The 13,568-nt window shown below is 66.3% G+C and carries 10 protein-coding genes; 2 read left to right on the top strand and 8 right to left on the bottom strand.

Annotation, left to right across the window (positions count from 1 at the left end; genetic code table 11):
* Positions 1-9 precede the first annotated feature (9 nt).
* Positions 10-4,659, top strand: a complete 4,650-nt coding sequence (locus tag N5C88_RS29780) for a hypothetical protein (protein ID WP_280016786.1) — start codon at positions 10-12, stop codon at positions 4,657-4,659.
* Between the two features lie 33 nt (positions 4,660-4,692).
* Here the strand turns inward: N5C88_RS29780 and N5C88_RS29775 are convergent, their stop codons facing one another.
* From N5C88_RS29775 to aceA, 5 genes are all read right to left on the bottom strand, one after another.
* Positions 4,693-5,820: a hypothetical protein gene (locus N5C88_RS29775; protein WP_251881891.1), complete on the bottom strand. Its 1,128-nt coding sequence runs from the start codon at positions 5,818-5,820 to the stop codon at positions 4,693-4,695.
* An 11-nt stretch (positions 5,821-5,831) separates the two neighbouring features.
* On the bottom strand, positions 5,832-6,164 hold the full coding sequence (locus tag N5C88_RS29770) for an SMR family transporter (RefSeq protein ID WP_118932517.1): 333 nt from the start codon (positions 6,162-6,164) through the stop codon (positions 5,832-5,834).
* A 2-nt stretch (positions 6,165-6,166) separates the two neighbouring features.
* On the bottom strand, positions 6,167-7,045 hold the full coding sequence (locus N5C88_RS29765) for a decaprenyl-phosphate phosphoribosyltransferase (protein WP_280016784.1): 879 nt from the start codon (positions 7,043-7,045) through the stop codon (positions 6,167-6,169).
* Positions 7,042-7,797: an HAD-IB family hydrolase gene (locus tag N5C88_RS29760; RefSeq protein WP_280016782.1), complete on the bottom strand. Its 756-nt coding sequence runs from the start codon at positions 7,795-7,797 to the stop codon at positions 7,042-7,044. Before N5C88_RS29760 ends, N5C88_RS29765 begins: the two co-directional genes overlap by 4 nt.
* Positions 7,798-7,881: 84 nt before the next feature.
* The gene (gene aceA / locus N5C88_RS29755) at positions 7,882-9,201 is read right to left on the bottom strand and encodes an isocitrate lyase (RefSeq protein ID WP_042794353.1); all 1,320 of its coding nucleotides are present in this window, start codon (positions 9,199-9,201) and stop codon (positions 7,882-7,884) included.
* Positions 9,202-9,525: 324 nt separating this feature from the next.
* On the opposite strand from aceA, the gene queF reads away from it, so the two are divergent.
* Positions 9,526-10,350, top strand: coding sequence for an NADPH-dependent 7-cyano-7-deazaguanine reductase QueF (queF, locus tag N5C88_RS29750; protein WP_059372432.1), 825 nt, complete (start codon positions 9,526-9,528; stop codon positions 10,348-10,350).
* A 15-nt stretch (positions 10,351-10,365) separates the two neighbouring features.
* Here queF and N5C88_RS29745 read toward each other — a convergent pair whose 3' ends face one another.
* From N5C88_RS29745 to pgsA, 3 genes are all read right to left on the bottom strand, one after another.
* Positions 10,366-11,367, bottom strand: a complete 1,002-nt coding sequence (locus N5C88_RS29745) for a cytochrome-c peroxidase (RefSeq protein WP_118932518.1) — start codon at positions 11,365-11,367, stop codon at positions 10,366-10,368.
* 113 nt (positions 11,368-11,480) lie between these two features.
* Positions 11,481-12,785: an MFS transporter gene (locus N5C88_RS29740; RefSeq protein WP_118932519.1), complete on the bottom strand. Its 1,305-nt coding sequence runs from the start codon at positions 12,783-12,785 to the stop codon at positions 11,481-11,483.
* A gap of 203 nt (positions 12,786-12,988) precedes the next feature.
* A complete protein-coding gene (gene pgsA / locus N5C88_RS29735; protein ID WP_059372426.1) occupies positions 12,989-13,561 on the bottom strand; it encodes a CDP-diacylglycerol--glycerol-3-phosphate 3-phosphatidyltransferase in 573 nt (190 codons plus the stop codon).
* Positions 13,562-13,568: the final 7 nt, after the last annotated feature.

Genomic DNA, 13,568 nt, shown 5'->3' with positions numbered 1-13,568 from the left:
GGAACGTCCATGGCCAAGCAAACGATAGTCTGGACCGCGATCCCCAACGGCCGCGTACCCGCTGGCCCCGACGCCGGCCGGCTGCGCGTCTCCATCGTGGCCTCGCCGCGCCTGACGCCGCAGGCCGTGAACGAGCAGCAGCTGCACGCGTTCGCCGACTGGGTCAACTGGCCGCGCACGCTGGAGCGGGTGCGCTTCGCGCTGAACACCGGCGCAGCGGAGATCGAGCTGGAGCCGCAGGCGCAAGCCGACGCGGCGCTGTGGGAACGGCTGCTGCCCAAGACCACGCCGGTCGCCGGTTTCGTGTTCCGCGACATGAGCAAAGTCAACCTGTTCTCGTACTCGGTGGCGGGCGTGCTGGGCCTGGCGCGCAAGCACTACGGCAGGCTGGCGGTGCAGGCCACCGGCACGCCGCCCACGCTGCTGCCCTGGCGCGACGCGCATCCGGGCCTGAAGGACATGCTGAGCGACTGCGGCACGCGCACGGCCTTCATCTCGCTGGGCGACCGGCGCGTCGAAATGCCGCTGCCCGGCTTCGACCGCTTCTTCGACGACGGCGGCGACGGCGCCGAGCGCGTGCTGCGCTCCCAGGTCTACGGCCCGCATAGCGTCTACGAAGGCCACGCCGCGGCGCCGGGCGTGAACGCCGAGGGCAATCCCCAGCCCGGGGCGAGCTTCCCGCTGCGCGCCCTGCCCACCCGCTGGAACGATGGCGGCCTCGCCGGCCCCGACCAGAACCTGATGAAGCTGTGGAACTCGCAGGCCGAGTACACCCTGTTCCAGGCCAACCGTTTCTACCGCCGCAACCCGCCCACGGCGCAACAACGCAGCATCCGCCGGCCTGACGGCGCAAACGTGCCCGCGCCGCCTGCGCAGCCGGAAATGGACTTCCACGCCATCGTGGCGTCCTACGGCGATTACCCGGCGCTGCTGCGCCAGCTCGGACTGGTCATCGACTGCCTGGTCCCGGCGGGTTCGGTCTTGGAACAGCAGTTGGCGGCGGCGCCCGCCGCGCAGGGCTATTTCTTCCTGACCCTGCGCTGGCAGGACGGCCACGACGCCGGTGATGACGCCTGCCCCGCCACCGCCTGGACGGGCGACGCGGAACGCTTCACCACGCGTCCCCGCAATCCCGCCGACCATGAACGCGGCATGCTGAAGCTGCGCCGCGCGGACGACAGCTGGAACCTGTACGAACCACGCACGCCGTTCGACGTCTACCAGGTCGACGCCGACGGCGCCGCGCTAAAAACCGTGGACTTCGTGCTCAGCGCCCAGAACCTGATCGCCAAGAGCCTGGCGCTGGGCGCCGACGGCGCGGTGACCTACACCACCGGCGACAAACAAGGCGTGGCTGCGCTGCGCTCGGGCGGCCTGGGCGTGGCGCGGCGCGGCCGCGCCTGGGAGGTCGCGCAGAACGCCGCGGCCGCGGCCCTGAAGAACGCGGCGCTGTCGGGCGCGCCGGGCAGCATCGTGCTCTATGCCGAGGATCTGCTGCGCGGCTATCGCGTGGATGCGCAGCCGCAGGCGCCTGGCGATCCTCCGAAATGGCGCTCGTTGTGCCAGCGCGCCGGCACCTACCGCTGCACGGACGGCGGCGCGCCGTTGCAACTGCCTGACGACGAAGGCTATGTAAAAGGCGCCTCCACCAGCGGCGGCGAGGACCCGGACGACCAATACCTGCATGAATCGCTGTTCCGCTGGACCGGCTGGAGCCTGGTGGCGCCGCGGCCCGGGCGCACGCTGCGTGACCGCGTCGATCCGGACAGCGGTGTGCAAGGCGAGGCGCCGGAAGACGTGCAGGACACGGCCGCGGAAAAAGGCAACGGCCTGGCGGTCAGCTTCGCGGCGGCCAAGGGCAGCCTGCCGCGCCTGCGCTTCGGCATGCCCTACCGCTTCCGCGCGCGCCTGGTGGACCTGGCCGGCAACAGCCTGGCGCATGACGATCCCTCGCTGGAACGCGACGACAACGCCACCCAGCCCGTCGTCTACTGGCGCTTCGAGCCGGTGGACCCGCCGGCGCTGGTGCAACGCGCGCGCCTGAGTGAAGGCGAGTCGCTGGAGCGCTTGGTGATCCGAAGCAATACCGGCATGGACCCGGCGACCTACCTCGACAGCCCCGATTTCAAGGCTGCCCGCCTGGAGGACGCCTCCAAGGACTACACGTATACCGCCATCAATGAACGCCACGTGGTGCCGCCCAAGGCTTCGCAGCTGCAATGCGAAACGCACGGCCTGTTCGACGCCATGATGGGCAGTCCCGCCGGCATCAAGCAGGCCTACGAGATCGCAGCTCGCGACGCCGGTACGCTCTACGACGAGGGGCCGGGCACGGACATAGAACTGGTGACGCCGCAGGTGCTGAAAGCGGTCGCCACCACCGAACAGGTGCCGCCGAAAGAACCCTCGGCCGAGCATCCCACCGGCGAGCGCCTGGCCGCCGGGCAATATGTCATCCACCGCGAAGCGCAGGTGCTCACGCCTTATCTGCCGGACCCGGCCGCGGGCGGCATCGCGCTGCGCGCCCAGCCCGGCCATGCCCTGCCCGGCGTCACGGGACCGAAGGTGCTGGGACCCAGCGCGGTAATCGCGCTGACGCCCGCGCAAGAGCTTGTGCTGCTGGTGGCGCATGCATCCAAGTGGCCGGACACGCTGGGCTTGCGCATCGTGCTGGAAGAGCGTCGCGCCACCCTGACCGACCCGCCCTGCTCGGAGGACTTCCTGGACGACGGCCTCCCCAGCTGGGACGAAGCCAAGCGGGTCCTGACCTTCTACCTGCCCAAAGGGCGCATTGCCCGGCTGCGCTATTCCAGCTTCGTGAATCCCGGCCTGGCCAACACCTTCGGCATCCCCGCCTGGGCGAACAGCGAAGGCGAGCGCGGCACGCTGCGCCTGTCTTCCGTACTGGGCGGCTGCTGGATGGTCACGCCGTACCGCTCGCTGGTGCTGGTCCATGCGACGCAGCAACCAATCTGCGAGCCGCTGCTGCTGATGGCAGAGGAACCGCAACGCGGACCTGGCGATGCCCACGCGGACCTGTACGCCCGCGTACGGCTGCACGGCCCCACCACCGGCAAGGTCGAGATCGAGGCCGATTGGCACGAATGGGTGGACGACCTGCAGAAGCCGCGCCCGGAACGCCAGGCCGGCCATGGCGTGCTGGCCGAGGTTCCCTTGTCGGAAAACTACGCGAACCTCTTCACCCTGAGCAACGCGGTGAAGGAACAACTGAACGCGGACGGCAAGCTGCGCGCGCGCGGCGACCGCCATGAATTCGGCGACACCCGTTTCCGCCTCATCCGCTACCGTCTGCGCGCCGCCACGCGGTTCCGCGAATACCTGCCGCCCTCGCTGTACGCGCAGGCGGACAAGGTCACGCGGCTGGGGCCCGTTGCCGACGGCCCGCTGGTGGAAACGGGCGCGGACGATGACCCTGGCGCCCCGGTGCTCAGGCGCGACGGTACGGCACAGAACACCATCGTGCGCGCCAGCGCGCCGCCGGACGCCCCCGTCCTGACCTACGTGGTGCCGACCTTCCGCTGGGAGGAAACGGCGGGCGACGGCAAGCTGGACGTGACGCGGCTGGGCAACGGCCTGCGGGTCTGGCTGGAGCGGCCCTGGTTCTCCTCCGGCGACGGCGAGCTGCTGGGCGTGGTGATCGCGGGCGACGGCCAGAACTTCACCGACATCACCAACCCGCTGACGCCGCTGGTGACGCAATGGGGCCTGGATCCGCTGTGGGAAACGGCCCCGCCCAAGCACAAGGCGCGCGTGTCGGACTTCTCGGCGCGCGTCACCGACGAGCAGGTCTATCTGCAGGAAATCCCGGCCAAGCTGGTGCATGTGGTCGGACACCGCGTGCGCTGGAGCGAGGAACGCGCGCGCTGGTATTGCGACATCGAGCTCGACCCCGGCCGGACCTACATGCCCTTCGTGCGCCTGGCGCTGGCCCGCTATCAGCCCAACGCCATCGGTTCGGCCAAGTTGTCGCGGGTGGTGCAGGCCGAGTTCTCCCAGGTGCTGCCGCGCCGCCGCGCCGTGTTCGAGCAGAAACGCGGCCGGCTGACGTTCAGCCTGCGCGGCGTGGTGCCCAAGCACGGGCCGATGAAGTTCCCGCTGGACTCCGAGTACCTGAACATCTCCTTCATTCCCGGCATAGGCCAGACGGCCGAAAGCGGCCGCAACCGCGTCGAGCTGGTGCTGCAGACGCGCGACCCGGCGCTGGACAGCGACCTGGCCTGGAGCGATGCCGCCGTACTGGCCTCGGGCCTGCTGGATCCGTCAGGACCGGCGCCCCAGCCGCCAGGCCCGATACCTGGCCCCATACTCATAGACCGCATGCGCGAACTGCCCATCCTGGAAACCGCCACGCCCACGACGCTCGCCGATCTCTCGCGCCTGGGCAACGTGGTCGTCGGCCCGGTGGTGCGTTTTCCGCCAGTGCTGGAAGGCCCGCTGCTGGGCGAGCTGCTGGATCCGGTCATCTGGTCCGCCAGCGTCACGCTGCCCGACCGCGGCGGCAAGCCTGCGCGCATCGCGGTGCGCGAATACGAACGCTACTACACCGACAACGCCGTGCCCGAACGGCGCGCCGGCGCCACGCAGCAGCGCCGCGTGGTGGAGGAAAGGCTGGTGTACTCGGCGTTCTTCGGGCTCTGACGCCAAGCGCCGCGCAGAATTGCCGGGCTTCCCTTATCGGGACCGGTTGGCGTGGCCGGCCCCGGCCAGCCACGCCGACAGCGCGCAGGCGATCAACAGCAGCAACGTGGGATACAGCATGCTGAGATTGCGCATTTCACCAGGCGAACAGAACAGGAAGAACAGGGGCAGATTGATCGCCGCGGCTGTCGCGCCATGGTTGCGCAAGGCGGCAGGCAAGCTGCGCCATGCCTTGGCCAGCAGGCCGGCAAAGACAAGCATGAACACGATGCTGAAACCGCGCGGCAACAGAATGCCGTACGTGTTCTCAGTGCGGAACCAGTTGCCGGGATCCGCGTAGAACAGCAGGTTGTCCCATAGCTGGAAATCCACCGTCGTACCGGGATTTCCGGCATAGCGCAGCCGCATCGCCAGGTAGACGCAGCCGCCGACCAACATCAACGCGGAAACCAGGCCAGCCGCGCGCACGCGGTCCAAGTGCCCGCGCAGGAGCGGATAGAGCGCCGGCGTAAACCAGAAGAACGCCTCCTTGTTCCACGTCGCCAGCCCCGCCAGCGCCAGCAGGAGCGGCACCCGCCATGAACGCAGCGTTGTCATGCCCAGCGCAAGCGTCACGGCGCTCATGATGAAGAGCGCCTCGGTGAAGTCGTAGAAGTAGCCGCCCTCGGTCAGCATGAACGGCAAGAGCAAGGCCATGACCGCCGGCGCGGCGATCGCGGCCGGCGCCGTCGCCCCGACCCGCAGGCAGAGTGCGCGCATGACGTAAAGGCTGGCGACCAAGGCGAAGAAGGTCAGGTAATAGACGATGTAATAGCGCAAGGCGACTGCCGGCTTCAGGGCCTCTGATTCGGGATACTTCATCGCCAGGCTGGAGCGGCTGTTCACTTTCCGCGGGTCCGACAGGCTCTTGGAAATCCGCTCCACGCTTGCCGGCGGCAGCCAGGCCTGGACCTGATTGGCAATGGCGGGAAGCAGCTGGCGATAGACGTAGGGGCGAGCGGCGGTCCCTTCAACCATGTACGACAAGCCCAGCGAAGGATGGCCGTCGTTCAGGCGCCACTTCGTATAGAAGCCATTGAACGAGGCCGCCGCCACCATCAGGAAAAAGAACAGCAACAGGAAACCGCTGTAGAAACGGCTGCCGAAGAATCTCGTCATCATCGGATCGGCTTTTATTGAGAGAGTAGGAAGATGCCGAGGGCGATGAGCGCGGCGCCCGCCAGGCGATACGCGCCGAGTTCCTCGGCGCCTGAAAATGCCCCATACGCGAAGATGCCAAGTATGGATATGGCGACCATCAGCGGATACGCCAGCGTAAGGTCCAAGCGGCGCAGCGACAGCGCGTAAAAGCCAAAGCCCGCGCCGTATGAGGCGATGGCCAGGACATAAGTCGCGCCGCCCGGCACGCCGAACAAGGGCATGCCGCGGGACGTTCCCGCGATTTTCAAGGCAATGCTCGCAGCGACGCTGCATGCGCTGGCCAGGAATAGGAATAGGTATGCCATGGTTATCTGACCAGAAGGAAAACCGCGAGAGCCCAGGCGATCACCGCCAGGCGGATCGGCGCATCGGACAGCAAATCCCGGCCGGTGTCTTCCCCCGCCCCTTCCCGGTAGATCAGGTACAAGTATCGGAAAAGGCCGAAGGTCACGATGGGCAGGGTGATGATCAGATTGTCAGTGCCATGCATGGCTGCGGTCGTGGCATCCACGGTGTAGAGCCCGTAGGTCACCAGCGTCATGCTCACGGTTACCGCCATGAGCACGTCCAGCATCTGAGGCGAATAATGTCGCAGCACCTGACGCGTGGCCCCGTGCCCGGCGGCGTCCCCGGACAAGGCCGGGCCGAACTCCGCACGACGCTTCGCAAATCCCAGGAACAAAGTGAGCATGAACGAGCAAAGCAGCATCCAGCGCGACGGCGTGATGCCCACGGCGTAGGTTCCGCAGACCAGGCGGATCATGAATCCCGCCACGATGCAGAACACGTCCACCAGGACCACATGCTTGAGCTTGAAGGTATACGCGATATTGAGGGCGAGATAGGCAGCCACGGCAGCCATCACCCCCCACAGGCCGAACCACGCGGGCAGCGACAGCGCCCCCGCAACCAATGCCGCCACCAGCATGCGGGCGCTGCGCAGGCTTACGCTTCCGCTCGCGATGGGGCGCATCTTCTTCCTGGGGTGGCGCGCGTCGGCCTCGCGGTCGTGGTAGTCATTGAACACGTAGACGGCGCTGGACGCCATGCAAAATGCCACGAATCCGATCGCGACGGCCATGACCAGGCCGGGATCGTTCCAGTAATGCCCGAACAGCAGCCCGACCAGCACGAATCCGTTCTTGAGCCACTGATGGGGCCGCAGCAGGGTCCATGCCGGCATCATCGAACCACCCTCTTCCCGTTGAGCCAGGCGCAATCCGCGGCCTTCAGCATCCAGGCATCGCCGCTGCTGTCTCCGTAAGCGTGCAACGCGTAGTCGCCGATAGGCCCGAAACGCGCTTCCAGGCGCGCCACCTTCTCCGGCCCCCAGCAATTTGGCGTGCTGAAACGTCCGGTCAGGCGGCCTCCCTCCGTTTCCAACCTGGTGCAAATGAGTTCAGCCCCCAGGCCCCGGGCCACATCCTCGAGATAGAGGTCGGGGGAAGCGCTGACGATCACCACCTGGTGCCCGGACTCTTGATGTGCCCGCAATCGAGCGAGCATGTCGGGCCGCAGCGCGATGCCAGGAATCCAACGGGCAGCCAGCGCCTTCAGGTCGGACTGTCTGCGGCCGCGCAACACGACGCTGCACAGGCGCTGTTTCGCGCGTTCCCTTCTGGCCATGCCATGGTCGCTGCCCCCCTGTCCGCACATGAGCAGCGCCAGGGCCGGAGACACCATGGCCAGGCCTAGCGCCAGCTTGGGCCACGACACTCGCGCCAGAAATGGGAGCAGCGTGTCCCGATAGGTCAGCGTTCCGTCGAAGTCGAAGGCCGCGACCACGGGCATGGCAGCTGAGGATGGAGGTTCTTGAGGCATTCTGAAAGCAAGAAAAAGGCCGATCCAGAAGTGGGACGGCTGCGCGAATCGCTCGAATTCACAAAGCTTCTTATTGTAACGGAGTGTGTGGACCCAAAGGATGTCGAACGACGCCAAGCGCCAAGTAAAAAAAAGGGTGCCCGAAGGCACCCGAATCCACCCTACAACAGCAACTACAACTGCATAACTCTCCTGCGATGCTTACGCGGCCTTCTGTTCCTTGCCGTGTTCGAACTGGGCTTCTTCCGTCGAACCGGTCAGCGCGGTGGTCGAGGACTGGCCGCCTTCGATGGTCTGCGTCACGGCGTCGAAGTAGCCGGTGCCGACTTCGCGCTGGTGCTTCACGGCGGTGAAGCCCATTTCAGCGGCGGCGAACTCCTTCTGCTGCAGTTCGACGAAGGCGCTCATCTGGCGGCGGGCGTAGCCGTGGGCCAGTTCGAACATGCCGTAGTTCAGCGCGTGGAAGCCGGCCAGCGTGATGAACTGGAACTTGTAGCCCATGGCGCCCAGCTCGCGCTGGAACTTGGCGATGGTGCCGTCGTCCAGGTTCTTCTTCCAGTTGAACGAGGGCGAGCAGTTGTAGGCCAGCAGCTTGCCCGGGAACTGGCGATGGATGGCCTCGGCGAACTTGCGGGCGTACTCCAGGTTGGGCGTGGACGTTTCGCACCAGATCAGGTCGGCGTACGGCGCATAGGCCAGGCCGCGCGAGATGGCCTGGTCGATGCCGGCCTTGGTGCGGAAGAAGCCTTCGACGGTGCGCTCGCCGGTGATGAAGGGACGGTCGTTCTCGTCGACGTCGCTGGTCACCAGGTCGGCCGCGTCGGCGTCGGTGCGGGCCAGCAGCACGGTGGGCGTGCCCATCGTGTCGGCCGCCAGGCGCGCCGACACCAGCTTGGCGACGGCTTCGCGGGTCGGAACCAGCACCTTGCCGCCCATATGGCCGCACTTCTTGACCGAAGCCAGCTGGTCTTCGAAGTGCACGCCCGAGGCGCCGGCCTCGATCATGGCCTTCATCAATTCGAATGCGTTCAGCACGCCGCCGAAACCGGCTTCGGCGTCCGCGACGATCGGGGCGAAGAAATCGATGTAGCCTTCGTCGCCCGGGTTCTTGCCTTCCATCCACTGGATCTGGTCGCAGCGGGTCAGCGAATTGTTGATACGGCGGACCACTTGCGGCACCGAATTGGCGGGGTACAGCGACTGGTCGGGGTACATCTCGCCGGCCAGGTTGGCGTCGCCGGCAACCTGCCAGCCCGACAGGTAGATCGCCTTCAGGCCGGCCTTGACCTGCTGCATGGCCTGGTTGCCGGTCAGGGCGCCCAGCGAATTCACGAAAGGCTCGCTATGCAGCAGTTCCCACAGGCGGGTGGCGCCGCGGCGCGCCAGCGTGTGTTCCACGCCGATCGAGCCGCGCAGGCGGATGACGTCCTCGGCGCTGTAGTCGCGCTTGATGCCTTGCCAGCGGGCATTTTCGGCCCAGTCCTTCTGCAGATTGCGGATTTCGGTTTCGCGGTTGCTCATGTTGATGCTCCTGGTCAGTGATGGGAAGACTTCAAAAGATTCGCGTCCTGCGTTGCGTGAATCGTTGGACAAAGTCTATGCCTCTGCTGCGGAGCAATGTGGACTGATGTCTTATACAAGACGAAAAATATTATTCTTATAAATCAATAAATTACAAACTTGATTTCGTATTGCGGAACGCAATTATCATCTGTGAAATGGGTTCCCGCTGCTGCGCAGCAGCGGCTTTCACATGACGAAGGTTACATTTCACAGTGTGGAAAATCGGGCTTTTTTCCTACCGCCTACAATGCGCTCATTCTTCAAGTTTCCGATGACTCCGCTATGACGCTGTCCCACGGCCCGCTGGGCCAGAGCGTGGCCTACGCCTCGCAATACGACCCCTCGCTGCTCTTCCCCATCGCGCGCTCGCACAATCGCGCGGCGCTGAACCTGGAAGCCGGCAAGCTGCCCTTCACCGGGGTGGACCTGTGGAATGCCTATGAGCTGTCCTGGCTGGACGCCAAGGGCAAGCCGCGCGTAGCCATGGCCACCTTCTCGGTGCCGGCCGACAGCCCCAACATCATCGAGTCCAAATCCTTCAAGCTGTACCTGAACTCGTTCAACCAGACCCGCCTGGTCAATTCGGCCGCCCTGCGCGGCCGCCTGGAACGCGACCTGAGCGCCGCCGCCGGCGCGCCGGTGGGGCTGGATTTCTTCCTGCCGCAGCGCTTCTCCGAATTGCGGATGGGCGAGATGGACGGCATCTATATAGACAAGCTGGACATCGAGATCGACACCTACGAGCCCGCGCCCGAAGTGCTGCGCACCCGCCCGGGCGACGTGGTCGAGGAAACGCTGGCCTCGCGCCTCCTGAAATCGAACTGCCCCGTCACCGGCCAGCCCGACTGGGCCAGCGTGCAGATCCGCTACCGGGGCGCGCCGATAGACCGCGAATCGCTGCTGCGCTACGTCGTCTCGTTCCGCCAACATGCGGAATTCCACGAGCATTGCGTCGAGCGCATCTTCAGCGACATCATGCAGGCCTGCCAGCCAGAGCAGCTGACGGTCTACGCGCGCTATACGCGCCGCGGCGGGCTGGACATCAACCCCTGGCGCAGCAACTTCGAAGCCGGGCCGCCGGCGGACGTGCGCACCGTCCGCCAGTAGGCGCCGGAAACCGCGTTACTTCACAAAGGGCTCGGGCCGCGGCGTGTCGTCGGCCGACGGCGGCAGCACCGGGTATTGGATCGCCGGCTGATCGCCCGTCAGGGTTTTCAGGAACGCCACGATCTGCGCGTTCTCGTCCGGCGTGAAAGTCCGGCCCAGCTGCAACCGGCCCATCACGTCCACCGCCTGCGTCAAGGTGGCCGCCTCGCCGTCATGGAAGTACGGATAGGTCAGCGCCACGTTGCGCAGCGTCGGCACCTTGAAGTTGAAGCGGTCGGCGTCCTTGCCCGTCACCGCCGCGCGGCCCTCGGCCTTGTTCTCGGTCACGTAGGGCGTGACCAGACCCATCTTCTGGAACGAATTGCCGCCCACCGCCACGCCGTTATGGCAGGCCACGCAGCCGCTGTTCTTGAAGAGTTCATAGCCGGCCAGCTCGCGCACCGTCAGCGCCTTCTGGTCGCCGCGCAGCCACTGGTCGAAGCGCGAGTTGGGCGTCACCAGCGTTTCCTCGAACGCGGCCAGGGCGCCGGTGACCTCGTCGATGGTGATGTCGTCCTTGCCGAAGACCTGCTTGAATTCCGCCCGATAGCCGGGGATGGAGTTCAGCACCTGCACCGCCAGTTCGTGGGTGGAGGCCATCTCCATGGGATTGGCGATGGGACCTCCCGCCTGCTCGCGCAAGTCCTTGGCGCGGCCGTCCCAGAACTGGGCGATGTTCAGGCTGGAGTTGAGCACTGTCGGCGAATTGATCGAGCCCTGCTGCCACTTGTGGCCAATCGAGGCCTTGAGATTGTCCGCGCCGCCCATGCCCAGGTTGTGGCAGGAATTACAGGAAATCGCGCCGGAGCGGGACAGGCGCGGGTCAAAGAAGAGCTTCTTGCCCAGCTCGACCTTGGCCGGCTCCTTGATGACCGCCGGCTCCACCGGCTGTATCGGCTCTTGCGAGGCCGCGTGGGCCAGACCGATCCAACCGCCCAAGGCGACTCCCGCCGCCAGCAACGCGCTTGCCCTTCTCATTTCGCTTCTCCTGTGAATAACCTTTTTCCTGTAAGGGTTATTACATCAGAGGGAAGCGGGTCGAACCTTGCGGCGGGTCAAACAGCCGGCCCCCGTGCTGGGGCCCGCCAGAATCAGGAGCGCGCAGCCGCCGAAGCCGCGGCCGCGGGTTCCGCGCGCCGGGCCTGCACCGCGATCCATTGCGCCAGGAAGGCGGCGGCAGCGAATGCCACGCCCGCGCCCACCCAGGGGCCCTGGCGCAATCCGGCATCCAGCAGCAGGCCAAATGCCAGCGGGCCCAGCGCCGAACCCACGTCCATGCCGGAATACACCAGCCCGTAGACGGATCCGGTCGATCCCTTGGGCGTGACGCGGCGGATCAGCATGTCGCGTGACGGCGCCGCAACGCCCGAGCAGAATCCCGCCAGCGCCACCACAGGCGCGGCCAGGACCGCGGGCACCAGGCCCAGCGCCAGCACCACCAGCGTCAGGCCCGCCAGGATCAGGGCCACCATCACGGTGCGTTCGGTGCGCGGATTGGCCGACACCAGAAAGCCGCCCGCGGCCATGCCCACGGCCGAAGCCACCATATACCCGGACAGCGCCGAGCTGGCCGCGACCTTCGACAGGTCGTACAGCTGGCCCAGCAAGGGAATGGTGTAGTTCTGCACCGAGGACAGCGCGATGGAGGTGCACGCAAAGAACAGGAACGCGCCCCACAGCGCAGGCTTGGACAAAAGCGTGGCCAGCGTGGTCAGCACGCTTTCCTGTGGTTTCGCCGCGGGCTTGGCGGCAGCCTTGCCGGCTTCCGCGTCCGCATGGTGCTCCAGAGGCGAAGGCCCGCCGATCAGGTCGCGGCCCAGCACCGTCAGCAGCAGGACCAGCGCCACCAGGCCGGCCGCGCTGTAGGCCGCCACGCGCCAGTCCGCCAGCAAGGTGATGCTGGTCATGAACACCGGCGTCAGCGCCCAGCCCAGATTGCCCGTCAGCCCGTGCGTGGAGAAAGCGTGTCCCAGGCGCGGCGCGGAAATGCGATGGTTGATGATGGAATAGTCGGCGGGATGGAACACGGAGTTGCCGATGCCGCCCACGACTGCCGCCGCGATCAGCATGGCATAGCCGTTGGCCGACCCGATCAGCACGCCCGACAGCACGAAGCACGTCAGCCCGAACCACAGCACCGGCCGCGCGCCGATGCGGTCCACGACGAAACCCGACGAGGCCTGGCCGATGCCGGACACCACGTAGAACGTTGACACCAGCAGCCCCAGGCGGGCGAAGTCCAGGCCGAACTCATTGCCCAGCGAGACATAAAGCGAGGGCAGGACCAGCTGGAAAAAGTGCGAGGAAGCGTGGGCCACCCCGATCAGCAGGATGATCTTCCAGTCGCGCCGGCGGGCGGCGGCGTCCAGGGCCAGGGTATTCGCAGCGGTGTTCATTGCGGGCGGCCGCGGTCAGCGGCAGGTAGCGCGGCGCCGGATGGGGCGGTGCGCGGGTTGTCTCCGGCAACGTCCGGATGCTCCGGGCGTTGGACTCTGAGGCGCCGTGCCGGACACGCCGGTGGATCGCTCTTGGTATTCAACGGCGGCCGCCTTGCGCGAGCCGAGCCGCCGTTCTGTCAAACAATAAATCGGACTCTGGACTACATGGCCTTTTCGCGGATGGCGGGCCAGGCGCGCTGCAGGTAATACAGCATCGACCACACCGTCAGCACCGCCGCCACGATGATCAGCACATCGCCCAGCAGGCGGGCGCTGATGCCGTAGATCGGCTGGTTGTACAGCAGGCACGGAATCGCCACCATCTGCGCGGCGGTCTTGAACTTGCCCAGCCGGTGCACCGCCACGCTGGCGCTGGCGCCGATCTTGGCCATCCATTCGCGCAGCGCGGAAATCGTGATTTCACGGCCGATGATGATCAGGGAAATAAAGGCGTCGACGCGGCTGAGGTCCAGCAGGACGATCAGGGCCGCGCAGACCATCAGCTTGTCGGCGACAGGATCCAGGAAGGCTCCGAACGCCGAGGTCTGGTTCCAGCGGCGGGCCAGCCAGCCGTCGAACCAGTCGGTCAACGCCGCAATAATGAAAGCCCAGGCGGCGAAAGTGTCGCGTACAGGGACCGACATCCAGCTTTCGGGCAGGTAGAACAGCCCGACCACCAGCGGAATCATGGCGATGCGCAGCCATGTCAGGATAATGGGTACATTAATTGGCATAGTGTCC

The sequence above is a fragment of the Achromobacter sp. GD03932 genome, assembly GCF_029839485.1.
GTDB lineage: Bacteria > Pseudomonadota > Gammaproteobacteria > Burkholderiales > Burkholderiaceae_B > Achromobacter > Achromobacter bronchisepticus_A.
This window is presented reverse-complemented; position numbering and strand designations above follow the sequence as displayed.